The following is a 22286-nucleotide window of genomic DNA, read 5'->3' as shown; positions in this document are numbered from 1 at the left end:
GCCGAGATTTATCGGCAGCCCTTTTTGTTTACTGTTTTTTCATGATCTCACTAACAATTTCAAATGACCGCAAGCGGGCTTTGTGATCATAAATTTGGGCGTTGACCATGAATTCATTAGCCTGAGTTTTGTCCAGGAATTCCTGCAGCTTCTTCTGCACCGTTTCTGCATCGCCAATAATGGATGAGCCAAGCTGCTGCTGCAGCAGAGCCTTTTCGTATTCACTCCATAGTTCATCCATGTTGTCGACAGGCGGCTTCAGGGCACCTGGTGTATTGCGGATCAAATTAAGGAACTGCTGCTGCATGCTAGTGGCGAGCCTTTCAGCTTCTTCCTGTGTATCAGCGGCAATCACATTGACCCCTACCATTGCATAAGGCTCAGATAGTTCATCTGATGGCGTAAAATGGCTTCGGTAAAGCTGAAGGGCAGGCAGGGTATTATCAGGAGAGAAGTGGCTGGCAAACGCAAAAGGCAGTCCCAGCTGGGCAGAGAGCCTGGCGCTGAAGCCGCTTGAGCCCAAAAGCCAGATCGGTATATTCAAGCCTTCGCCTGGAATGGCTCTTACTCTTTTCCTTTCAGCCGGCGACTCTGCTTCAAAATACTCCCGGAGTTCTTCAAGCTGTTCAGGGAAATCCTGTCCATCGTTTCCGCGGTCCCTGCGCAATGCATGTGCTGTTAGCTGGTCAGTGCCCGGCGCACGCCCGAGACCAAGGTCGATTCTGCCCGGATAAAGAGATTCCAATGTACCGAACTGCTCTGCAATGACAAGCGGTGCATGGTTCGGAAGCATAATCCCGCCGGAACCAACCCTGATGCTAGAGGTTCCCCCGGCGACATGTCCGATCACAACAGAAGTAGCAGAGCTGGCGATCCCTGCCATATTATGATGCTCTGCAAGCCAATAGCGCGTATAGCCCCATTTTTCGGCATGCTGTGCGAGGTCCAGAGTATTCTTCAATGAAACCGCTGCTGTACTGCCTTCATTGATAGGTGAAAGATCAAGTACAGAATATTTAATATCGCTTAACTTTTTATTCTCAGACATATTGTCACTTCTTTCTTCTGGAATGGCGGCTGCTGCAGTTCATCAGCTCATGTCTATTTTATCAGCAGTAATTAGTCTCTCAAAATATTATGATTTAAACCGGAAAAATCCCGCTGGCCAGGCTTATATCCCATTGGGTATTTGCGGGGAGGACTGCCTGAAAAAGTGATTGGTAAAGGGGATTTCTTGCGGGAGGAAGCTGCAAAGGTTATTCTTAATGAAAATATAATTGTAAAGGATGATGACAGTGAAGCGGGTGCTGCCGCCAGGGCAATTTGAAACTGAAAAATGGCCTGTTCTCCACCAGGGCGATGTTTATGAATTTGATGAAGCTTCTTGGGATTTCAGGCTCTTTGGAGAGGTAGAAGAGGAGGTTTCCCTGTCATATGCTGAAATGATGATGCTGCCAAAAACGGTGTCCAGCATTGATATGCATTGTGTGACTACCTGGTCCAAGTTTGGGACCAGGTTTGAAGGCATCGCTTTAAGGGAACTGCTGCAGCTGGTCAATATCAAGGAAGATGTCAAATATATAAAGATATACGGGTATTATAACGGGGACCGTTTTGGCTACTCTGCAAACCTGCCTCTGGGGGACCTTCTAGGCAATGACGCCCTGTTTGTATACAGATGGAAGGATGAAAACCATGAATGGCAGGAAATATCCCCTAAGCATGGCTACCCGCTGAGATTCATACCTCCAGCCTCTTTCTATTTGTGGAAAGGCTCAAAATGGGTATCCGGCATCCGTTTTATGAAAGACGATGAAGAAGGCTTCTGGGAGGAGCTTGGCTACTCCATGACCGCCGATCCGTTTAAGGAGGAAAGATACAGATGAAGGGACTTTTTGGTCCTTTCTAATAACTATTGAAGCTTGAATAGATAAAAAATTTAGAAAAATCCATAAAAATAATTGTCAAAGCAGTCTCTGTTATATTACAATTTCCATAAGGGCGTGTGCATTATAATGAATATTTATGTTCCCGCATAAATGCCTCATATAATATCCCCGCGCCGCAGGAGGGCAATATGTATCAGGACAGCACAGTGTATATTATTGGAGACAGCAAGACATCCTCCAATAATCCGATCATGCAGAAATACAATGGTTTTTTCATTGCACTCGTCATTGACAGGGACACACATAAGATTGAAGATGCAGAATGCTCTTCAACAATTGGGCTGACTTCCCTGTTTGTTAAGTCATTGTTTGCAGGGAAATCCATGCTGGAGGAAGAAGGCATCCTTTCTGAAATAGAAGCGCGGTATTTTGGTTCTTCCCAGAAAGCGCTGATGGTTGCTTTTAAGAATGCCAGCATAAAGTACAAGCAAATAGCCGGAATAAATTTAAATGTATAGCTGCTTTTTCTGCTGAACCCAGATAAAATCCAGCTGTTAGAGACTCTCTCTGGCAGCTGGATTTTTTTAATAGCCTAAGTTCTATTCATAACGCTATTGAAATATAGTAATTCATCCGCTATAATAGTAAGAAAATTCAAAATATTTGAAAGTGTGGAGAGTCTATGAAAATATATCTATCGGTCGATATGGAAGGCATAACCGGGCTGTCTGATTATACCCATGTTGATTCTTCCAGGCACAATTATGAGAGAAGCCGGATCATTATGACAGACGAAGCTAATTTTATTGTTTCAGAAGCATTTGACCGGGGTGCTTCTGAGGTGCTGGTGAATGACAGCCATTCCAAAATGAATAATCTTCTTGTTGAGAGGATGCACCCGGAAACCCAGCTGATCACAGGGGACGTGAAGCCTTACAGCATGGTCCAGGGACTGAATTCTGAATTCTCAGGCGCCATATTCGCGGGCTATCATGCAAGGGCATCCATGGAAGGTGTTATGTCTCATACAATGATATTCGGTGTCCGGAATATGTACATAAATGACACAGCAGTCGGGGAGCTGGGATTTAACGCATATGTGGCAGGCCATTTTGGCGTCCCGGTGATTATGGTTGCAGGCGATGACCGGGCGGCCAGGGAAGCTGAAGAGCTTATTCCGAATGTGACGACAGCTGTTGTGAAACAGACGATTTCCCGTTCCGCAGTAAAAACGCTCACACCTGCAAAGGCTGGGATGCTTTTGAAGGAAAAAACTGCCGCTGCCCTGGAAAACAGGGAAAAGGTCAAACCGCTTGCTCCGCCGGATGCTCCTCTCCTGCGGATTGAATTTGCAAACTACGGCCAGGCGGAATGGGCAGGGCTTATGCCTGGTACGGAAATTGAAAAAGGAACCACAACCGTCCGGTTCCAGGCAAAAAATATCCTGGAAGCTTACCAGGCTATGCTGGTCATGACCGAGCTGGCCATGAGAACGGCATTTTGTTAGGAAGTGGCCGGCATGAATAGTTATATACTCAAAAGGCTGTTATCAATGCTTGTTACACTGTGGCTGATCATCACGCTAACCTTTTTCCTGATGCACAGCATACCTGGTTCTCCATTCAACGAAGAAAGGGCAACGAGTGAAGCTGTCCAGAAGAACCTGGAGGCCTATTACCACCTGGATGAACCGCTTCCTGTCCAATACGCAACTTACCTGAAGTCGCTTGTAACACTTGATTTCGGACCTTCTATCAAAAAGTCATCCCAGACAGTCAATGATATGCTGAGCAGAGGCTTCCCGGTGTCATTTGAGCTGGGGATGTGGACATTGCTCCTGGCAGTCTTTTCAGGGATCGTGCTTGGCATCATCGCAGCACTCAGACACAACGGGTTCATTGACTATCTGGCGATGACCATTGCCGTGCTCGGCATATCAGTTCCCAACTTTGTTCTGGCAACGCTTTTGATCCAGCAGGTTGCTGTCAATTGGGACCTGCTTCCCGCAGCTACATGGACCAGCTGGAGGCATATGATCCTGCCGACATTGGCTCTTGCAACCGGCCCGATGGCAATCATTGCAAGGCTGACAAGGGCAAGCATGCTCGAGGTGCTGACCCAGGATTATATCAGAACGGCCAAAGCCAAGGGGCTGACCCCGGTAAAAATAGTCTTCAAACATGCCCTGAGAAACGCATTGCTCCCTGTTGTAACTGTGCTTGGCACCATGGCAGCGAGCATATTGACCGGCACCTTTGTCATCGAGAAGATCTTTGCAATACCGGGAATGGGCAAGTATTTTATTGAAAGCATCGGCAACAGGGACTATCCCGTCATTATGGGGACGACCGTTTTTTACAGCGCTGTACTTATCTTCATGCTGTTTCTGGTAGATTTCGCCTATGGTGTACTGGATCCCCGCATTAAGCTGAGTAAAAGGGAGGGACGATAATGGAATTGCGAAAACAGCAGGAGCGCAGCGTTTCTCCGGAAATTCCTGATGAGTGGTTTACACCCCGATCAAAAGAGGAGGGGGAAGCAGAGGCGGTAGTCAGGCCAAGCCTTTCCTACTGGCAGGATTCGTGGAGGCGGCTGTCGCGCAACAAGCTGGCAATGGCCGGACTCATATTTCTCATCTTTCTGCTCTTTATGGCTATTTTTGGGCCGTTCATTTCACCGCATTCGGTTGAAAGCTCCAAGCTGACCGATCAGAATCTCCCGCCATCCTCCAGCCACTGGTTCGGCACGGATGAATTGGGGCGGGATGTGTTTACAAGAACCTGGTATGGTGCCAGGGTCTCACTGTTCGTAGCGGTGATTGCGGCGCTGCTGGACTTTATGATTGGTGTCATCTACGGAGGCATTGCCGGCTATAAAGGAGGCAGGGCCGATAACCTGATGATGAGGATTATTGAAGTCCTGTACGGCCTGCCATACCTGCTGGTTGTCATCCTGCTCGCAGTCGTTATGGGCCCAGGCCTGACGACCATCATTGTAGCCTTGTCAGTTACAGGCTGGATAGGAATGGCCCGGATTGTCAGGGGCCAGGTTATGCAAATCAAAAATTATGAATTTATACTGGCATCAAAGACCTTTGGAACAAAGACATCGAGGATCATCAGGAAGAATCTCCTGCCGAATACGATGGGCCCGATCATCGTTCAGCTGACGCTGACTGTGCCTTCGGCCATATTTGCAGAAGCATTTCTGAGCTTTCTTGGCCTGGGAATCCAGGCACCGTTTGCCAGCTGGGGAGTAATGGCCAATGACGGGCTGTCTACTATCCTTTCCGGCCATTGGTGGAGGCTGTTCTTTCCTGCCTTTTTCATCTCAATGACGATGTTTGCTTTTAATGTTCTTGGGGACGGCCTGCAGGATGCACTGGATCCAAAGCTGAGGAGGTAAGCCATGATGGAAAAAGTGTTGGAAATTAAAAATTTGCATGTATCCTTTTCCACCTATGGCGGAGAAGTAAAAGCAGTCCGCGGTGTGGAATTTGATTTATACAAAGGGGAGACCCTGGCTATAGTCGGCGAATCGGGAAGCGGCAAAAGCGTCACTTCCCAGAGCATCATGAAGCTGATCCCTTCCCCGCCTGGAAGAATCGCAGAGGGGTCAATCCTGTTCAATGGCCGGGATCTGACCCGGCTGAAAGAGGCAGAGATGCGGAAGATACGGGGATCGGACATATCCATGATTTTTCAGGATCCCATGACGGCCCTTAATCCGACGATTACTGTAGGGGAACAGATCATTGAAGGAATCCGCCAGCATCAGTCCGTATCCAAAGACCAGGCTAAGAAAAAGGCCCTGGAAATGCTTAAGCTGGTGGGGATTCCCAGTCCTGAATCAAGGCTCAAGCAATACCCGCACCAATTCAGCGGCGGCATGAGGCAGAGAATCGTCATTGCGATGGCCCTTGTCTGCGAGCCGGAAATTTTAATTGCGGATGAGCCGACGACCGCCCTGGATGTTACCATTCAGGCACAGATACTTGATTTGTTTAAGGAAATCCAGCAAAAGACAGGTGTCTCCATTATATTGATCACACATGACCTTGGTGTGGTAGCACAGGTAGCTGACCGTGTCGCAGTCATGTATGCCGGGAAAATCGTTGAGGCAGGCACAAGGAGGGAGATCTTCTATAGTCCTCAGCATCCTTATACAAAGGGGCTGCTGAACTCGGTGCCCCGGCTTGATTCTGAGGAAGGGGAGCTTGTGCCGATACCGGGTTCGCCCCCAGATTTGTTTGCTCCGCCGCAGGGCTGTCCTTTTGCAGCGAGATGTGATTATGCAATGAAAGTTTGTGAAAAAGTCTATCCGTTTGAAAGCCGTTTGAGCAGTGAGCATTATGTGGACTGCTGGCTGCAGGATGAGCGTGCTAAAAAACTGCTGACACGTGTAAGATAGCGTCGCCCGCATTCCGGCGGGGCCGGAAGGAAGGCGGAATTATCCAGATGCAGGTTCTCAAGGATCTGCATTGATAGATGAAAATAGAATGAGGGGGAGAAAAATGAAAAAGTTTTTCATGTTGTTTTTGGCAATGTCGCTTGTATTCGTCATGGCAGCCTGTACAGCCAATTCGGATACAGGAAGCGAACCTTCAGATGAGGGCAAGGATAGCGGGGATAGCGAAAGTGAAAAGGTGCTTTACTTAAATAACGGTGTAGAACCAACATCCTTTGACCCTCCAATCGGCTTTGATGCCGTTTCCTGGAACTCACTGAATAATATCATGGAAGGTCTGACAAGGCTCGGCAAGGAGCATGAAGCTGAACCTGCCGCGGCAGAGAAATGGGATGTTTCAGAAGATGGCAAAACATACACATTCCATATTCGCGATAATGCAAAATGGTCTAACGGGGATGATGTGACAGCAGGTGATTTTGTTTATGCCTGGAAACGCCTGCTTGATCCGGATACAGGTTCTCCGGCGGCCTTCCTTGGCTATTTCATTGAGGGCGGGGAAGCCTTTAACACAGGAGAAGGCTCGGCAGAAGAAGTGAAAGTAAAAGCCGTTGATGATAAAACATTCGAAGTGACTCTGACAAGCCCGCAGGCTTACTTTTTAAACATCATTGCCAATCCCGCATTTTTCCCGGTAAATGAAAAGACAGCGACGGAAAATCCGGAATGGTTTGCAGAAGCTGACACGTTTGTCGGGAATGGCCCGTTCAAGCTGACTGAATGGGAGCATGACACAAATATGGTCATGGAGAAAAATGAAGAATATTGGGATGCAGAAAATGTAAAACTTGATAAAGTGCACTGGGCGATGGTGAATGACACGAACACCGAGTACCAGATGTATCAAAAAGGGGAGCTGGATACTTCAGATGTACCGGCAGACCTGAGCGAGCAGCTCTTTGAAGAAGGCAAGGTCCAGGTCGAAGACCAGGCCGGCCAATATTTCTACCGCTTTAATGTGAATAAAGAGCCATTCCAGAATGTGAACATCAGGAAAGCTTTCGCCATGGCGGTGGACCAGGAGCAGATCGTTGAATTTGTGACCAAGAACCAGGAGCAGCCGGCCTATGGATTTGTTCCTCCGGGGTTTAAGGATCCTTCCGGAAATGATTTCCGCGAGGTGAACGGTGACCTTGTTAAAACGGATGCCGAGCAGGCAAAAGAGCTGCTGAAGAAGGGAATGGAAGAGGAAGGCTACAGCGAGCTGCCTGAGGTGACTCTGACATACAGCACGAATGATGTGCATAAAAAGATTGCCGAAGCCCTTCAGCAGATGCTTAAAGAAAACCTTGGAGTCGATGTGAAGCTTGCAAATATGGAAGCGAATGTATTTGCGACTGAACAGAAGGCGCTGAATCTGCAGCTTTCCAGAAGCTCTTTCCTTGCTGATTATGCCGATCCGATCAACTTCCTGGAGAACTTCCAGACCGGCCACTCAATGAACCGGACTGGCTGGAGCAATGCCGAGTTCGATAAGCTGATCCAAGGTGCGAAAAATGAAGCCGATGAAGCGAAACGCTATGACATGATGTACGAAGCAGAAAAAATCCTTTATAACGAGTCGCCCATTTTCTCACTGCATTTCTATAACCAGGTTTACCTGCAAAATGAAGCTGTGTCAGGTATCGTCCGCCACCCAGTCGGATATCTGGAATTAAAATGGGCTGACAAAGAATAGCATTGAAAAGGGGTGTTCTGCTGAACATCCCTTTTTACTGGCAAACTGCAGCGCATACGGAAAGGGGCATATGAAATGAAAATAAAGCCGGGACTTTTGAAAAAAGGGGATGCTGTCGGTGTAGTATCACCGGCCAGCCCGCCTGACGTCCAAAGCCTTGATAGGGGCATTGATTTTCTTAAGGAGCTGGGATTGGAAGTCCGTGAAGGAAAATCTGTCAGGAAAATAAATGGCTACCTGGCTGGCTCAGACAAAGAGAGGCTCGAGGATTTGCATGATATGTTTGAAGACAAGGAGATCAAAGCGGTCATTTGTGCAGGCGGTGGATACGGAACTGCCAGGATTGCAGCTGACCTGGACTATGGCCTTATTAAGGCTAATCCTAAAATATTCTGGGGCTACAGTGATATCACCTTCCTTCATACGAGCATAAGGCAGAAAACCGGGCTTATCACCTTTCACGGTCCGATGCTTGCTTCCGATATCGGAAAGGCGGACGCCCACCCATTGTCCAAACAGTATTTCAGCCAGCTTTTCCAGCCCGCAGATTCCTTATACACTGAAGAGCTTTCGCCTCTGTCAGCAGTGGTGGAAGGAAGGGCAGAAGGTCCCTTGACCGGAGGCAATCTCTGCTTGATCGCGAGTACGCTGGGAACTTCTTATGAGATTGATGTGAAAGGGAAGCTTCTGCTCATCGAGGATATCAATGAAGAACCGCGCTCAGTTGACCGGATGCTTAATCAGCTGCTGATGGCAGGTAAATTATCTGAAGCAGCCGGCGTAGTCGTAGGGGACTTTAACAAATGTGAACCGCAGCGCGACCTAAGCCTATCCCTTGATGAAGTTCTTGATCACTATTTGATTAAAGCGGGCAGGCCAGCCATGAAAGGATTTAAAATCGGCCATTGCTCCCCGCACTTCTCTGTTCCGCTCGGAGCGGATGCAGTGCTCGATACAACGGAAAAACAATTGTATGTCGAAAGTGGCGTACGCTAAAGAGGTGCAAGGATGAAAATTGAGCGAATTGAAACCTTCAGGGTTGCCATCCCGTTAATCAAGCCGTTTAAGACTGCCTTAAGGACTGTGACTACAGCGGAATCTGTAGTCATCAAAATCGTATGCGACAACGGCATTGAAGGCTGGGGCGAAGCTCCTCCGACAGTCGTCATCACCGGGGACAGCCTAATGAGCATTGAATCGGCCATCCACCATGTGTTCAAGCCTTATCTTGTCGGCAAAAGCCTTCTGAACTATGAAACTATTTTCCAGGCAATAAAGACGTTGATGGTTGGAAATTCAAGTGCTAAAGCTGCGGTGGATATGGCTTTATATGACTGCCTTTCCAAGCACTGCAGGCTTCCGCTATATCAATTCCTTGGCGGTGCAAAAAGTGAAATCGAGACTGACTATACAGTGAGCGTGAACAATCCTGAAGAAATGGGCGATGATGCTGCTTCTTATATAGATCAGGGATTTAATGTGCTGAAGGTTAAGGTCGGCAAAGATGATATCATGACAGACATCAGCCGAATAAAGGAAATCAGAAGGCGTGTCGGCAATAAGGTGAAAATCAGGCTTGATGCGAATCAGGGATGGCAGGCAAAGGATGCGGTGAGGGCCATCAGAAAAATGGAGGACAGCCTCCTGGACATTGAGCTGGTCGAACAGCCGGTTCCCGCTGATGACATCGAAGGGCTCAAACAAGTGACAGATTCCGTCGAAACACTTATTATGGCGGACGAAAGTGTGTTCACCCCGAAGCAGGCGCTCCAGGTGCTCTGTTCGAGGAGTGCGGATCTGATCAATATAAAATTAATGAAGGCCGGGGGGATTTTCCAGGCTCAGGCCATCAACCAGCTGGCTGAAACCTGCGGTGTTGAATGCATGGTAGGAAGCATGATTGAAACAAAGATAGGCATCAGTGCTGCGGCACATTTTGCTGCGAGCAAAAAAAATATCACCCGATTTGATTTTGATGCTCCTCTAATGCTGGCCAAAGATATGGTCGAGGGCGGAATCAGCTACAGCGGAAGGAAAATCACTTTCCCTGATGCGGCAGGGCTTGGCATCAGGGAAGTTTATTCAGAAGGAGGAATTTCAAGTGGGAATTCAGCATAAGTGGCTGGTCAATGTACCAGTGGCAACAATTTGGACCTCCCCTGAATCGGCCAGGGAAATCGATGGAAAAGCGGTTTCCGGCGGGCCGGACATGGAGGGGTGGCTGGCTGGCCTGACATACGAAACCAGGCTTGCACTTTGCAATGAAAACAGGATCCAAACCCAAGCACTGTTTGGCCAGGAGGTTATCCTGCTGGAAGAAGATGGACCGTGGGCGAGTGTCATAATCCTTAGCCAGCCTTCAGGAAAAAATGAAAGAGGCTATCCTGGCTGGATGCCAAAAAACCAGCTGATGAAACTGAATGAATGGAATATCAAAAAAGGCCCTGTTGCAGCCATCAGCTCGAAAAAAGCTGTATTGTATTCAGAGGAAGAGAAGCCTTTGATGGAACTTAGCTTTGAAACTGTCCTCCCAGCGGTTGAGAAATCTGATGAATGGCTTAAAGTAAGAATCCCTGAAGGGTACGGACTTCTTCGGCAGGGGGATGTAATCCTTCATCCTTCTTTGGAATGGAGGCGGAAAGGGAATGGAGCGGGAATTGTATCCGAAGGGGAACGCTTCCTTGGCTTGCCTTACCTGTGGGGAGGCATGAGCAGCTGGGGATTTGACTGCTCAGGATTCAGCTATACGATGTGCAAGGCAAACGGCTATATCATTCCAAGGGATGCGCATGAACAGGCACGGCACGGAACTGAAGTGGATTTGGCTGAAATCCAGCCGGGCGACCTGCTGTTTTTTGCCTACCAGGAAGGAAAGGGCAGCATTCACCATGTGGGAATCTTCTATGGAGACGGCAAGCTGCTCCATTCGCCAAATACAGGGAAAACAATCGAAATTATCCCGCTTAAAGACACCATCTATGAAAAGGAACTATGTGCAGCACGCCGTTATTGGCAGGAGGGAGAAGGTTGATCATGCCGGACAGCATACTTGAGGTAAAGAATCTTAAAAAACATTTTGCGCTGGGAAAAGGTGAGATATTAAAAGCTGTAGACGGCATCTCATTTAATATAAAAAAGGGAGAAACCCTCGGGATTGTCGGTGAATCAGGCTGCGGCAAATCGACTGCCGGCAGGACGATCATCGGGCTTTATGACAGCACAGAAGGGGAAGTCATCTTTAATGGGAGAAATGTCCACAGCATGACAAACAGAGAGCGCTTCTCTTTTCACAAGCAGATGCAGATGATTTTTCAGGATCCCTATGCTTCACTTAATCCCAGGTCGACAGTGAGTGAGATCATTGCGGAGCCGATGGAAGTGCATGGCTTGTTTCGCAATAAACAGGAGCGGATGGAGAAAATCTATCAGCTTCTGGAGGATGTTGGACTGAATAGAGAGCACGCCGGAAGATATCCGCATGAATTCAGCGGGGGACAAAGACAAAGGATCGGAATTGCGAGGGCTCTTGCACTGGAGCCTGAATTCATTATAGCGGATGAACCGATATCAGCACTGGATGTTTCAGTCCAGGCCCAGGTGGTGAACCTCCTCAAAAAACTTCAGAAAGAAAAAGGGCTGACATACTTATTCATCGCCCACGACCTGTCCATGGTCAAGCAGATAAGCGACCGGATCGGCGTTATGTATCTGGGGCATATGATGGAGCTCACAACCAGTAAGGAATTATACCGGAACCCGCTTCATCCTTATACACGGGCTTTGCTTTCAGCCATTCCGATCCCTGATCCGGATGTTGAGGATCAGAGGGAAAGAATCATCCTGCAGGGCGAGCTGCCAAGTCCTATTGATCCCCCAAGCGGCTGTGTATTCCGGACAAGATGCCCTCACAGCATGGATATTTGTGCAGAAAAAACGCCTGTCTGGCAGGAGGCGGAGAAATCAAGGTTTGTTACCTGCCATTTATACGATCCCAATCTGACCGGAAATCATGACAGCTCCCAGGCAGCAGCATCTAAATGACCGGGCTGCTCTCTGAAAATATCAATCAACTTGAAAAGAGGCTGGCTGATATCCTCAGACAATGTCCGGGTAATGCCAGTCTGGCAGTAGAGTACGGTGAGAGGGCAATCCATATGAACAGCGGGCGGAAATATCCTGCAGCCAGCCTCATCAAAATCCCGATCATGATGGAAGCTTTCTTTCAGGCAGAGGAGGGCGTCCTGGATCTCAATGAGCAGGTGCGTATTGGCGGGATTGAAAAGGCCGGAGGGGCCGGTATCATTCAATCTCTTTCAGTAACAGCTTCCCTAAGCATTCTGGACTGTATAACCTTGATGATTATAGTCTCAGACAATACAGCTGCCAATCTGCTGATAAAATTGCTGGGCAAGAAAAATATTAATGATAGAATGCATGGACTGGGTCTTCAAACAACTGTACTGGGCAGAAAAATGATGGACTTTGAAGCCGCAGCAAAAGGTATTGACAATTTTACCACTGCCGCGGATATGGTTAAATGCCTGAGAGCAATAAAAGATGGTGAATTATTTTCCGAAAAGAACCGCAGCAAGATGCTAGATATAATGGAAGCGCAGCAATTCAGAGAAAAGCTGCCGGCCCTTGCATGCAAGGAGCTGAAGATTGCCAATAAAACCGGGGAGCTGCCTGGAATAGAGCATGATTGCGCCATCTTTGCTTCAGGCCGGGATGTTTTATATGCTGCCGTCCTGATCGAAGGTCTCTCAAGCCCGGAAGAAGGAAACCATGCAATCAGGCTGATTGGGAGCCGGTTATCTGAGTTTCTTTGCCTTCCGGAAACAGAAATGAGGTGAATTTATGAAAGAGTTTAAGAATTATAATGAGTTCTGGCCTTTTTACCTTTCGCAGCACAGCAAAAAATCCACTAGGACATGGCATTTCATCGGCACTACTTTTGTATATATCTGTATTGCTCTTGCCATCATTTATTTAAATGTCTGGTTTATCATTCTGGCGCCGGTCATTGCTTATGGGTTTGCCTGGTTCTCCCATTTCTTTATTGAAGGAAATAAGCCGGCAACTTTTGGACATCCACTCTGGTCGCTTCGGGCTGACTTCCAAATGTATTTCTATATTTTAACTGGAAGTCTTTCAAGGGAAATCGACAATCTGCCTGAACAATATTCAGCAGAAAAATAGACTGTCAGAAAAGCATCCTCAGCCGCTGGGATGCTTCTTTCATTCTCAGTACTCCGCATACTGTTTTTTGACACTATAAGGGGAGGGATAGTAATATAATCATAGGTATATAGTAATTTTTTCCTGATAATAATAGACTAGGACAGGTGGACATCATTGTGAATAGCTACATTATTTCTGCGGCCGCCATGGTGCTGCTGGCTTTTATCTTTTTTTCTTCCGTTTTCCTGGGAAGCAGATATATCTATCAAAAACAAAAGTACTCCCAGACATTGCTTCTTCCGCTATCCAGCTCCTTTTATGTATGGCTGCAACTGATGACCTTATTAAGCATTTACGGATTTATCGAACCTGCAGATGCATTCACACTGAATAGCCTGGCGATTTTTCTGTGCCAGTTCGCTGTTTATATGGTTCTTTTTCAATTTGCTGGAGTTAAAGATGACCGGGAAATGTCGCTCAAGAATCTGGTGCTGTGTGTTTTCTTTGTTGGATTGACAATTGGCATAGATGTTTATTTTGTCAGAAAAATAAATCCTTCATTAGTTGTCAGCACTGAGCATATTCTCATTGCCAGCTTATTCTTCATTATTTCATTGTTCCTATGCTTCCGGTTTGTGCAGCAGATTTATATTGATAAAGTATTCAATAAGCAAAAAGTGCCTTTCTGGTTTCTCTCCTTTGGAGCGCTGCTGCTAGCTTATACATTTGTAGGGAGCACCATTGAGATTATCAGGAGTTTGAACAGCAGCGGGGATAACAGCTTATTTTTTACAGAAGTGCTCTCCATCCTGCTGCTCCTCGGTGTGACGACAGTTTACGGGGAGAAGCAGTATAACCGGAAAGAACAGGAATTGGTTGAAAGCAATAAACACCTTAATCACCTTGCCTATCACGATACATTGACGGGGCTTCCAAACAGGAGAAAGGTCATGCAGTCGATTGAGGAGTGGATGGCAGAGGATATCCAGTTTGCGGTTGTTTTTATCGATCTGGATCATTTCAAGCATGTCAATGATCTTCTCGGCCATAATATCGGTGATGATCTGCTCAAAAAAATTGCATCCAGGCTGAAAGAGAATTGTGGCAGCGAGGATATTGTGGGCAGGCTTGGCGGTGATGAGTTCATCATTTTGAAGCCAGTTAAGGAAAATCTGCAGCTGGATGATTTTTCAGCAGATCTGATTGAAAAGGTTGTAGAGCCTGTCCAGATTCTTGAACACGAGATCGTGATTACAACAAGCATCGGGATAGCCTTATATCCAACGCATGGGAAAGATGTTAATGACATCATGAAAAAGGCGGATATAGCTATGTACAATTCCAAAGATAAAGGGAGAAATACATATTTTATCTTTACGCTTGAGCTGGATGAGAGCATCATCCGCAAGATGACGTTAAAAGAAGATTTAAAGCATGCACTGGTGCGGGATGAATTGGAGGTACACTTTCAGCCGAAGATCAGAGTATCCGATCAATCAGTGAATGGATTTGAAGCGCTTCTGAGATGGAAGCATCCTTCAATCGGCTTTATTCCCCCGGCTGAATTTATCCCGATAGCTGAGGAATCAGGCTCCATATCCGAGATAGGGAGCTGGGTCCTGCGGCAGGCGTGCAGAGAAATTTCCGCTATTAACGAAAAATATGGCAGGCAATATATCATTTCTGTGAATTTCTCGATCAAGCAGCTCCTGCAAAAAGATATTGTGGAAACTGTCTCGGGCATCTTAAACGAAACCGGCCTGGATCCGAAGTTCCTTGAGCTTGAAATAACAGAAAGGGTGGCCATGAATGATGCCTATTCGGCAGGGGATGCTTTTATGCAGCTGCTTGACCTTGGGCTGATGCTGAGCGTCGATGATTTCGGGACAGGATATAATTCGCTGAGCAACCTCCAGGAGCTGCAGATCCAGCGGCTTAAAATAGACAAAACCTTTATTCAGCAGATGGAAAGTGATGAACATAATAAAGCTTTGGTCGCTTCCATTGTATCGATGGGCAAGCATCTTGGCATGCAAATCACTGCCGAGGGCGTTGAAACCCCGGAGCAGCTGTCATTCCTGATGGAAATCGGATGTGATGAGGCGCAGGGCTTCTACTTCTCCAGGCCAAAGCCGATTGAGCAGATTATGAATATAATCAATGCCGGCAGCAAAGCAATAGCCGGAAAGGAGCAGTAATGAATATTCTATGGGACTTTGACGGTACACTTTTTGATACATATCCCGCTTATACACGGATTCTGAAGGATGTGCTTGGAGAAGAGGCAGAACATGAAGAGATCCTGTCTCAATTAAAGATTTCTTTTACCCATGCCTTTACCCATTACAACCTGAAGGAAGAGCAGATTTCCTATATAAGAAAGATGGCAAGAAGTCTGAAGCCGCAGGATCTTCAGCCATTTCCAGGAGTGAAGGATGTGCTGAAAAGGGCCGGGTGCAATGTCATCATGACACATAAAGAGAGGGAGGATGCGCTGGCCATCCTGGAGCATCACAATATGTCCTCTTTATTTGCCGATCTTGTCGCCGGAGATGATGGATATCCCAGGAAGCCGCATAAAGCTTCTTATGAATATCTGCATGGCAAAAACAGCATTGATCTTGCCATCGGTGACAGGGAACTCGATATTCTTCCGGCGAAGGAGCTGGGCATCAGGACCTGCCTTTTCCAGAATACTACACCTGGCGCGGATTATTATTTGCCGCGTTATGAAGATTTTGAGACTGTTATTGGATGGGAAGCATTTAAATGAAAACAGAAAGCAGGCAGCATAGCTGCCTGCTTTCTATTTCATTAGATTATAATTCTAGAGCTTCAAAAGAGCTGTCTTTGCTGTTCATTACCCTGACGTCTGTCGGCTGTATTTCAAGGACGATATAATTCGGGTCATTCGGACCGTCAAACCATGGCTTTAAATGATCATTCCAGACCTTTTCCTTAAGCTCTTCAGAAGCATTTACAGAGGCCCTTCCTTCGATCTCGAGATAAGCATCTCCCAGCCCTTCGCCATCATATCCGATAAGTATATGCACATTCGGATTTTCTTCAATTTCTTCCGTTTTATCGGTCTCTTTGCTTGTTGCAGTATAAAGCTTCAGCTCATCATTGAAAAATGTCATATAGCGTGTATGCGGCTTATTGCTTTTTACAGTCGCAAGCGTTCCTATTTTATTATCTTCCAAGATTTTAAGCACTTTTTCTTTCACATCATTATTAGTCATAAGAATCCCCTCCTATTTTATCTTTATCAATCGTTTCGAAGTCTGCATTATACTTTTCTTCACTGGAGGAATTATCTTTCGTGTTCCTCCCCATCTTCTCCTCGTGCTGCTCCTGCTTTAAGTCCTCAAGAGGAATGGTATCAACATTCTGCTCTTCCTTGAATTTATCGTAGATGCTTTCTTTGTCGGTTTTAAATTGTTCAGGGTTGTCCATATCCTGCTGTTCGTATTTTCCGTCTTTTTCGCCTGCCATGCGAAATCACCTCTTATACGAGATTATTTTTGGTTCTTTTCTGTTTTGGAGCCTTCTCTTTGCGGTTCGATATCTTTGTTGTGTTCTTTCTTCTTTTCCTGTTCAATTGAGTCATTGTCCTGGTGTTTATTTGTTTCACCCATGAATATAACCTCCTTGATGATTGTGTAATAGTACATTACCCTTTTTCAGAAGTGAAAAACCGGGAGGAGAATTTCAATGTGCAGCTGACGGGAGGGGGAGGGGTGCAAAATGATATATTTCCTCAGAACGAACAGGCTGATTTTTTTTCAGTAGCAATAAAAAATGCCCGCTGCATATGCAGCGGGCATTTTCACTATATACGTCCCAGAAGAGATTCGAACTCCCGACCTACAGTTTAGGAAACTGTTGCTCTATCCTGCTGAGCTACTGGGACAACGTTATTTATTATATAACCTTTTTCTCTGTTGGTCAATAATGATCGAAAAAAAATCCTGTTTTTTTTTGAAAGGCTTTTTCTGCATGAATTTTCCTTGCAGTGGGACAATAGTGGATATTTCTTAAGTAGGTTGGTGAAGAGATGTTCAAGGGCGGCAATAAAAGGGAAGAGCTCCTCCGTTTTTTAAAGGAGAAGGCTGGCCATGCATCAGATACAGCCGTTCAGGAGCTAAAAGGGGCGAGTTTTTCTGTCTATTTATTTTATATAAAAAGTATATGCGATACTGACAAAATCCAGGAGCAGCTTGTAAAGCCTTTTTTCCAGCTGCAGGATGAAACAGGATATAAAAAATATATTTGTTCACTGTCCGGTATCAGTGAGCTTGAGGACAGAGGGCAGGCTCTGAAGGATTTGATGAGGGGCTCGGCGATCCTCTTATTCAGGGAAACTTTTTATGTTCTGCAGCTAAAGAAATATATAAGCCAGGGAGTCAAGGACGCAACAGTCGAAACAACCATCCAGGGACCACAGACTGCATTGAGCGAAGACCTGGGTACAAATCTAAATATCATCCGCCACCGCTATCATAAGACAAGCCTGACGGTGGAAGAAAATGAAATAGGTTCTGTTTCCGGGCTGGGCCTTCTGCTTCTCTATGACAAGGAAAAGATTGAGGCAGACATCCTGCAGGGGGTAAAAGATAAAATAGAAAGCATCAAAGCTTCACAGAAAATCGTCCAGTCAGCAGGGGAAATCCATAGAATGCTGACGCCGCGGGAAAAAACGCTCTTTCCTGTGTTCATGATCACTGAGAGGACTGATCGCATAGCCCTTAATCTTGCACAGGGAAAGATAGTCATCCTTATTGAAGGATCTCCTTTCGGCCTGATTCTGCCGGCCGTTTTTTTCGACTTTATGAGCTCTATGGAAGACCTGTATCAGCCTTATTGGGTTTCTAGATTTCTGATCACCCTGCGGTATCTGGGCCTGTTTATAAGTCTGCTGCTCCCTGGACTTTACGTGGCCATTACTTCTTATAACCCTGAAGTCTTCCAGGTCCAGCTTGCACTGGGAATTGCGGGGAGCCGGTCATCAGTCCCTTATCCCTCCTATCTGGAGGTGCTGTTCATGCTGATTATGATGGAGCTGCTGACAGAAGCATCCATCAGGCTCCCTAAATCGATCGGCTCGACAGCAACGACGGTTGGAGGATTGATTCTGGGACAGGCTGCAACGGAGGCAGGGCTGGTGTCCAACATCATGATTATCATCGTCTCAGCTGTGGCCATTTCCAATTTTGTGATTCCAATCAATGAAATGAGCTTCTCGATGAGGGTCATGAAATATGTCATCCTTCTTTTGGCTGCCATGACCGGCATGATTGGCCTGGTGATTGGCCTGATGGGCCTGCTTCTATTCCTCGTACGATTGGACAGCTTCGGAAAGCCGTATCTGAAAATGTTTTTTGGCGAAGGCAGCAAACAGTAGAAGCGAGGAGGTCCGAATGACTAGCCGTTATTTTTATTATCTGATTTTGTTAAATATGCTTGCCAATATCATCGTTTTTGTTCCAAAGATGCTGATTGAGGAACGTACTGGCGGAGCGGTGATGTCCATGGCGGCTGCTTTGCCTCTTGGCGTGATCGGAGCTTATTTCTTTTCAAGGGCAATGGGCAGATTTGAAGGAAAAAGTCTGCCGCAGATTCTAAAGAACTCTTTCATCCCCGGCTGGGCAGGGAAGCCGCTTATCCTATATCTGGCCGTCATTTGGCTGGCATCTGGCCTGATCACACTTTACGCTTTTACGGACATTACAGAAAGATTTATCAATCCTGACATGGAGAAATGGCAGATAGCGCTTTTCTTTCTGCTATTTGTTGTATGGGCGGCTTCTTCTAAGCCAGAAAAGGTGCTGTACCTCCTGGAAATCATCCTCATTCTGAACGGGCCGCTTGCTGTGCTGCTTCTTGTTAAAATTTATCTCAGCGGATCGCTGAGCTGGCTGGACATTAAAGAGGGAGCGACACACCTGTGGCAAATGCCGACCTGGAAGTCAGTATCTGCTGCAACATATGTCTTTTCCGGATACGCAAATTTAGTCATCTTCAATGTAGTCATGAAGGGGAAGGTAAAGCCGCGCTTCTTTCTGCTGACCCTGCCTGCAGGAGCAGCAGTGCTAGCAACCACGTACTTCGTTCCAATTGGCACTTTTGGGTTTGAAGGAGTGGGCGATCTGGAATATCCCTGGCTGTCGAGTGCTGATGCAGTCAGAATGGAGCTAGCCTTTGTTGAAAGGGCATTCTACATTTTCATCCTGATCTACATAGGAATCTCGCTGATGAATGTTGTGGTTCACTGGCATGTAGCCCAGGCACTGGTTAAAAGTGTCTTCCTGCTTAAAATGCATAAGAATAAAACTAAACTGGGTGCACTTTTAACAAATTTTCCGCTGATGCTGTTTGCTGCATTGTTTTTTATTGGCGTTTTTCTTGTCAATGAAGAGAATATGTCTGTCTTTACAATATGGTGGATGAACATCCGCATGCCGAGCGAGTACATTATGGTTGTCCTGTTTATATTGCTCTCCAGGAGGAAAAACAAATGAAGAAATGGCTGCTGCCGGCTGTTTTCGTTCTCTTAGTGTTTGTTGGAGGCTGCGGATTCAAGGATATAGATAATCGGTTTTTTGTTGTGACAATGGGAATAGATAAGTCCGAGGAAGGAGGGGATCTGATCAAAGTATCATTGAAGCTTGCCATCCCCACGGCAGACACAAGGTCGGATGACAGCCGCTTTGTGGTTGTAACAGAAACTTCTGAAACGATATCAGAGGCGATAAGAATCATCAAATCAAGAGTCGATAAGGAACTTGACTTTGGGCATCTGAAGGTGATCCTGCTTGGTGACCAATTGACAGATGCCAGCATCAAAAGGGAAATGGATTGGTTCTACAGAAGAAGGGACATCCAAAAAATAGCCTGGATAGCGATTGGCAAGCCGACTGCTGAAGAGGTGATGAAAATTAAGCCCCCTTCTGAAAGGCTGGCATCCAATACACTTTTTCTCTCCTTTGATCTGCAGGGTTCTGAGTCTCCTTATACCATTTCCAAGTATTTGTTCCAGTTTTACAGGGAAAGCAAGAGCAAGGGGATCAGCCCGGTGCTCCCGGTGGTCAAAGTGAAAAACGGCCTCCTTGAAATCAACCAGGCTGATATATTTATGAATCATAAACGTGTACTAAGGCTTTCAAAGAACGAGACAAAAACTTTTAATGCCCTCAAGCACGAATTTGAAAAACAGCAGATTACTGTTAAAGAGAAGGATAAATTTTTTGTGGTTTCCATCGACAATTATAAATCTGATATAAAGATTGCTGAATCTGGAAATGAAGCTGCCGTGGAAGTAGGCATTTCAGTTAAAGGTACGATCGAAGAGTCAAGAAGCGATCTATCGGAGAAGGAGCTTGAGGTTTATAATCAGCTTCTTGAGAAGGAGATTGAACGGATAGTGAAAGACTTGCTGAAAAAGTTTCAGGAGAAGTCTCTAGATCCTATGGGGTTTGGGCTTGCTTACAGAGCCAGCCATGTTGAGAAGGATGAGTGGGAAAGATGGAATGAAATTTATCCTGATATCGACATTAAAGTAAAAGCAGATTCGAAAATCATGGGTACGGGGATCATTGAATAGTTTGGCATGTTCGGGCGCAAGTAAAGGGGCTATGGCAGGAGTCTTTTCTTAAAAATTTGGTAAATTTTATAAGGCGAGGATAAGAAATGGTTAAGAGAGGTAAAAAACCTGCAAATCCTATTTTATTTCTTTTTTAATTTTGTAAGATAAGCTTGTAACCGGTTCATTAAAAAAGAGGAGGAATAAAAGATGAAAAAATGGTTTTTGATGCTGTTTGCTGCTCTAACACTATCAATGGCAGTTACAGGATGCAGCGGTACAGAAGATGAAGATACTGAAACAGACACAGAGCAGAATGAAGATGCAGATACAGAAACCGAAGAAGGCACTGAGGAAGAATCTGAATAAGGCAAACAGGCTGCCCCGCGGAGGCAGCTTTTATTTTTTGAAGGTGAATCCCATGAAAGACTTTTGGAGACGATATTCTATTATGCAGGCAATATAAAAGGAGTGGTCTCATGGGAAACAAGCCGGCAATCTCATCTTCTGAATTAGGTACTTTATGGATGACATATCAGCAAAAGTCAATGATAATTCATATGCTGCCGTATTTTATTAAAAATGCCGGGGATCCGGAAGGAAAGGAACTGCTGCAGTCTTTATTGGTTCAGGTAACCCCTTATAAAGAAAGGATTGAGCGTATTTTTGAAGAAGATGGTGCAGTCGTCCCTAAAGGTTTTACCTCTCAGGATGTCAATCCCGATGCCCCGGTTCTGTATCAGCCTTATTTTGATATTCATTTTTTGAGGCTGATGAAGGAAATCAGCATGGGGCTGCATACGCTCCATCTCAGCATGGCGTACAGAGAGGATATCATCACCTTATACAGAAACCTTTCACAGATTACACAGGAATTTTATCAGCACTTTACGCAGTTCCTGCTCAAGAAGGGTCTTCTGCCGCGTCCGCCTTCCGTTACAATGCCCAAGGATGTCGAAATGGCCGAGGGAACTGGGTATATGAAGGGAAACGACCTTTTTGGCAACAAAAGATCCCTGAACACAGTTGAAGTCGCGCATCTATATCATGCCATTGAGAGCAATGTGACCGGGATGCAAATGATCACTGGATTTGCACAGACTGCAAAGAAGCAGGAAGTGAGGGAGTACTTCAATAAAGGAAAAGACCTCTCCCAGAAAATCATTGTTGAATTTGGGCAGAAGCTGACAGATAGCGATATACAGGTCCCATCCACTTCGGCAGGGTATCCGACCTCTTCGACTGAAGGCCCTTTCACTGATAAGCTCATGCTGTATTGCACCAGCCTTTTGTGCAGCTTTGGACTTGGAAGCAATGCGATAGGAACTGCCTTTAGTCTCCGAAATGACCTGCCTTTGAAAATGGCAGCCCTGGCCAAGGATATCTATACATATGGACATGATGGAGGAAGAATCATGGCCAAGAATGGATGGATGGAGGAGCCGCCGCAGATGGAAGACCGCAATACATTGATCTGAATGAAAACGGC

At 46.1% G+C, this 22286-nt stretch carries 24 protein-coding genes and 1 tRNA gene; 20 read left to right on the top strand and 5 right to left on the bottom strand.

Annotation, left to right across the window (positions count from 1 at the left end):
- Positions 1–28: 28 nt before the first annotated feature.
- Positions 29–1048 carry an LLM class flavin-dependent oxidoreductase gene (locus Q9R36_RS04495; protein WP_009794162.1) on the bottom strand — a complete coding sequence of 340 codons (1020 nt, stop codon included), beginning with the start codon at positions 1046–1048 and terminating at the stop codon, positions 29–31.
- 247 nt (positions 1049–1295) lie between these two features.
- Here Q9R36_RS04495 and Q9R36_RS04490 point away from each other — a divergent pair, with 247 nt between their 5' ends.
- The 15 genes from Q9R36_RS04490 to Q9R36_RS04420 all read left to right on the top strand — a co-directional run bounded on the left by Q9R36_RS04490 (position 1296) and on the right by Q9R36_RS04420 (position 15988).
- Positions 1296–1886 carry a molybdopterin-dependent oxidoreductase gene (locus Q9R36_RS04490; protein WP_022543621.1) on the top strand — a complete coding sequence of 197 codons (591 nt, stop codon included), beginning with the start codon at positions 1296–1298 and terminating at the stop codon, positions 1884–1886.
- 191 nt (positions 1887–2077) lie between these two features.
- A complete protein-coding gene (locus tag Q9R36_RS04485) occupies positions 2078–2407 on the top strand; it encodes a DUF3870 domain-containing protein (RefSeq protein ID WP_022543622.1) in 330 nt (109 codons plus the stop codon).
- 164 nt (positions 2408–2571) lie between these two features.
- Positions 2572–3396, top strand: a complete 825-nt coding sequence (locus Q9R36_RS04480; RefSeq protein WP_257990321.1) for a M55 family metallopeptidase — start codon at positions 2572–2574, stop codon at positions 3394–3396.
- Positions 3397–3408: 12 nt separating this feature from the next.
- Positions 3409–4341 carry an ABC transporter permease gene (locus Q9R36_RS04475; RefSeq protein WP_148975870.1) on the top strand — a complete coding sequence of 311 codons (933 nt, stop codon included), beginning with the start codon at positions 3409–3411 and terminating at the stop codon, positions 4339–4341.
- Entirely contained in the window at positions 4341–5294 is a 954-nt protein-coding gene (locus tag Q9R36_RS04470) for an ABC transporter permease (RefSeq protein WP_311224585.1), read from the top strand. The genes Q9R36_RS04475 and Q9R36_RS04470 overlap by 1 nt, the downstream gene beginning before the upstream one ends.
- Positions 5295–5300: 6 nt before the next feature.
- The gene (locus Q9R36_RS04465) at positions 5301–6299 is read left to right on the top strand and encodes an ABC transporter ATP-binding protein (RefSeq protein ID WP_311224636.1); all 999 of its coding nucleotides are present in this window, start codon (positions 5301–5303) and stop codon (positions 6297–6299) included.
- 103 nt (positions 6300–6402) lie between these two features.
- Complete coding sequence (locus tag Q9R36_RS04460) at positions 6403–8034, top strand: peptide ABC transporter substrate-binding protein (protein ID WP_224900304.1); 1632 nt, start codon at positions 6403–6405, stop codon at positions 8032–8034.
- Between the two features lie 75 nt (positions 8035–8109).
- On the top strand, positions 8110–9030 hold the full coding sequence (locus Q9R36_RS04455; protein WP_311224584.1) for a S66 peptidase family protein: 921 nt from the start codon (positions 8110–8112) through the stop codon (positions 9028–9030).
- A gap of 12 nt (positions 9031–9042) precedes the next feature.
- Positions 9043–10152: a mandelate racemase/muconate lactonizing enzyme family protein gene (locus tag Q9R36_RS04450; RefSeq protein ID WP_311224583.1), complete on the top strand. Its 1110-nt coding sequence runs from the start codon at positions 9043–9045 to the stop codon at positions 10150–10152.
- A complete protein-coding gene (locus Q9R36_RS04445; RefSeq protein WP_311224582.1) occupies positions 10136–11065 on the top strand; it encodes a C40 family peptidase in 930 nt (309 codons plus the stop codon). Before Q9R36_RS04450 ends, Q9R36_RS04445 begins: the two co-directional genes overlap by 17 nt.
- A 2-nt stretch (positions 11066–11067) precedes the next feature.
- The gene (locus Q9R36_RS04440; protein WP_311224635.1) at positions 11068–12075 is read left to right on the top strand and encodes an ABC transporter ATP-binding protein; all 1008 of its coding nucleotides are present in this window, start codon (positions 11068–11070) and stop codon (positions 12073–12075) included.
- Entirely contained in the window at positions 12072–12887 is an 816-nt protein-coding gene (locus Q9R36_RS04435) for a serine hydrolase (protein WP_101550821.1), read from the top strand. The genes Q9R36_RS04440 and Q9R36_RS04435 overlap by 4 nt, the downstream gene beginning before the upstream one ends.
- A gap of 4 nt (positions 12888–12891) precedes the next feature.
- Positions 12892–13233, top strand: coding sequence for an Mpo1-like protein (locus tag Q9R36_RS04430; protein ID WP_101550819.1), 342 nt, complete (start codon positions 12892–12894; stop codon positions 13231–13233).
- 158 nt (positions 13234–13391) lie between these two features.
- Positions 13392–15413 carry a putative bifunctional diguanylate cyclase/phosphodiesterase gene (locus Q9R36_RS04425; RefSeq protein ID WP_253616570.1) on the top strand — a complete coding sequence of 674 codons (2022 nt, stop codon included), beginning with the start codon at positions 13392–13394 and terminating at the stop codon, positions 15411–15413.
- Positions 15413–15988: an HAD-IA family hydrolase gene (locus Q9R36_RS04420; RefSeq protein ID WP_253616571.1), complete on the top strand. Its 576-nt coding sequence runs from the start codon at positions 15413–15415 to the stop codon at positions 15986–15988. Before Q9R36_RS04425 ends, Q9R36_RS04420 begins: the two co-directional genes overlap by 1 nt.
- 46 nt (positions 15989–16034) lie before the next feature.
- Here Q9R36_RS04420 and Q9R36_RS04415 read toward each other — a convergent pair whose 3' ends face one another.
- The 4 genes from Q9R36_RS04415 to Q9R36_RS04400 all read right to left on the bottom strand — a co-directional run bounded on the left by Q9R36_RS04415 (position 16035) and on the right by Q9R36_RS04400 (position 17128).
- The gene (locus Q9R36_RS04415; RefSeq protein WP_009794179.1) at positions 16035–16457 is read right to left on the bottom strand and encodes a pyridoxamine 5'-phosphate oxidase family protein; all 423 of its coding nucleotides are present in this window, start codon (positions 16455–16457) and stop codon (positions 16035–16037) included.
- Complete coding sequence (locus Q9R36_RS04410) at positions 16450–16710, bottom strand: hypothetical protein (RefSeq protein ID WP_009794180.1); 261 nt, start codon at positions 16708–16710, stop codon at positions 16450–16452. The genes Q9R36_RS04415 and Q9R36_RS04410 overlap by 8 nt, the downstream gene beginning before the upstream one ends.
- 23 nt (positions 16711–16733) lie before the next feature.
- Positions 16734–16853 carry a 3-methyladenine DNA glycosylase gene (locus Q9R36_RS04405; RefSeq protein WP_253616572.1) on the bottom strand — a complete coding sequence of 40 codons (120 nt, stop codon included), beginning with the start codon at positions 16851–16853 and terminating at the stop codon, positions 16734–16736.
- 201 nt (positions 16854–17054) lie between these two features.
- A tRNA-Arg gene (locus Q9R36_RS04400) sits at positions 17055–17128 on the bottom strand.
- 144 nt (positions 17129–17272) lie between these two features.
- On the opposite strand from Q9R36_RS04400, the gene Q9R36_RS04395 reads away from it, so the two are divergent.
- The 5 genes from Q9R36_RS04395 (at position 17273) to Q9R36_RS04375 (ending at position 22275) form a co-directional block, all read left to right on the top strand.
- On the top strand, positions 17273–18619 hold the full coding sequence (locus Q9R36_RS04395; protein WP_009794183.1) for a spore germination protein: 1347 nt from the start codon (positions 17273–17275) through the stop codon (positions 18617–18619).
- A gap of 16 nt (positions 18620–18635) precedes the next feature.
- A complete protein-coding gene (locus Q9R36_RS04390) occupies positions 18636–19736 on the top strand; it encodes a spore germination protein (protein ID WP_253616573.1) in 1101 nt (366 codons plus the stop codon).
- A complete protein-coding gene (locus Q9R36_RS04385; RefSeq protein ID WP_009794185.1) occupies positions 19733–20818 on the top strand; it encodes a Ger(x)C family spore germination protein in 1086 nt (361 codons plus the stop codon). Before Q9R36_RS04390 ends, Q9R36_RS04385 begins: the two co-directional genes overlap by 4 nt.
- A 189-nt stretch (positions 20819–21007) precedes the next feature.
- Complete coding sequence (locus tag Q9R36_RS04380) at positions 21008–21166, top strand: hypothetical protein (RefSeq protein ID WP_165352508.1); 159 nt, start codon at positions 21008–21010, stop codon at positions 21164–21166.
- 110 nt (positions 21167–21276) lie between these two features.
- Positions 21277–22275: a DUF3231 family protein gene (locus tag Q9R36_RS04375; RefSeq protein WP_094768197.1), complete on the top strand. Its 999-nt coding sequence runs from the start codon at positions 21277–21279 to the stop codon at positions 22273–22275.
- Positions 22276–22286 lie beyond the last annotated feature (11 nt).

The sequence above is a fragment of the Bacillus sp. AG4(2022) genome, assembly GCF_031844465.1.
Classification (GTDB): domain Bacteria; phylum Bacillota; class Bacilli; order Bacillales; family Cytobacillaceae; genus Bacillus_AB; species Bacillus_AB infantis.
This window is presented reverse-complemented; position numbering and strand designations above follow the sequence as displayed.

Excerpts from the sequence above, each read along its gene's own strand:
- Q9R36_RS04485 (WP_022543622.1), top strand. The coding sequence starts at position 2,078 with ATGTATCAGGACAGCACAGTGTATATTATTGGAGACAGCAAGACATCC.
- Q9R36_RS04480 (WP_257990321.1), top strand. The coding sequence starts at position 2,572 with ATGAAAATATATCTATCGGTCGATATGGAAGGCATAACCGGGCTGTCT.
- Q9R36_RS04465 (WP_311224636.1), top strand. The coding sequence starts at position 5,301 with ATGGAAAAAGTGTTGGAAATTAAAAATTTGCATGTATCCTTTTCCACC.
- Q9R36_RS04495 (WP_009794162.1), bottom strand. The coding sequence starts at position 1,048 with ATGTCTGAGAATAAAAAGTTAAGCGATATTAAATATTCTGTACTTGAT.
- Q9R36_RS04410 (WP_009794180.1), bottom strand. The coding sequence starts at position 16,710 with ATGGCAGGCGAAAAAGACGGAAAATACGAACAGCAGGATATGGACAAC.
- Q9R36_RS04405 (WP_253616572.1), bottom strand. The coding sequence starts at position 16,853 with ATGGGTGAAACAAATAAACACCAGGACAATGACTCAATTGAACAGGAA.
- Q9R36_RS04375 (WP_094768197.1), top strand. The coding sequence starts at position 21,277 with ATGGGAAACAAGCCGGCAATCTCATCTTCTGAATTAGGTACTTTATGG.
- Q9R36_RS04420 (WP_253616571.1), top strand. The coding sequence starts at position 15,413 with ATGAATATTCTATGGGACTTTGACGGTACACTTTTTGATACATATCCC.
- Q9R36_RS04450 (WP_311224583.1), top strand. The coding sequence starts at position 9,043 with ATGAAAATTGAGCGAATTGAAACCTTCAGGGTTGCCATCCCGTTAATC.
- Q9R36_RS04455 (WP_311224584.1), top strand. The coding sequence starts at position 8,110 with ATGAAAATAAAGCCGGGACTTTTGAAAAAAGGGGATGCTGTCGGTGTA.
- Q9R36_RS04390 (WP_253616573.1), top strand. The coding sequence starts at position 18,636 with ATGACTAGCCGTTATTTTTATTATCTGATTTTGTTAAATATGCTTGCC.
- Q9R36_RS04415 (WP_009794179.1), bottom strand. The coding sequence starts at position 16,457 with ATGACTAATAATGATGTGAAAGAAAAAGTGCTTAAAATCTTGGAAGAT.
- Q9R36_RS04460 (WP_224900304.1), top strand. The coding sequence starts at position 6,403 with ATGAAAAAGTTTTTCATGTTGTTTTTGGCAATGTCGCTTGTATTCGTC.
- Q9R36_RS04440 (WP_311224635.1), top strand. The coding sequence starts at position 11,068 with ATGCCGGACAGCATACTTGAGGTAAAGAATCTTAAAAAACATTTTGCG.
- Q9R36_RS04470 (WP_311224585.1), top strand. The coding sequence starts at position 4,341 with ATGGAATTGCGAAAACAGCAGGAGCGCAGCGTTTCTCCGGAAATTCCT.
- Q9R36_RS04395 (WP_009794183.1), top strand. The coding sequence starts at position 17,273 with ATGTTCAAGGGCGGCAATAAAAGGGAAGAGCTCCTCCGTTTTTTAAAG.
- Q9R36_RS04430 (WP_101550819.1), top strand. The coding sequence starts at position 12,892 with ATGAAAGAGTTTAAGAATTATAATGAGTTCTGGCCTTTTTACCTTTCG.
- Q9R36_RS04380 (WP_165352508.1), top strand. The coding sequence starts at position 21,008 with ATGAAAAAATGGTTTTTGATGCTGTTTGCTGCTCTAACACTATCAATG.
- Q9R36_RS04475 (WP_148975870.1), top strand. The coding sequence starts at position 3,409 with ATGAATAGTTATATACTCAAAAGGCTGTTATCAATGCTTGTTACACTG.
- Q9R36_RS04385 (WP_009794185.1), top strand. The coding sequence starts at position 19,733 with ATGAAGAAATGGCTGCTGCCGGCTGTTTTCGTTCTCTTAGTGTTTGTT.
- Q9R36_RS04435 (WP_101550821.1), top strand. The coding sequence starts at position 12,072 with ATGACCGGGCTGCTCTCTGAAAATATCAATCAACTTGAAAAGAGGCTG.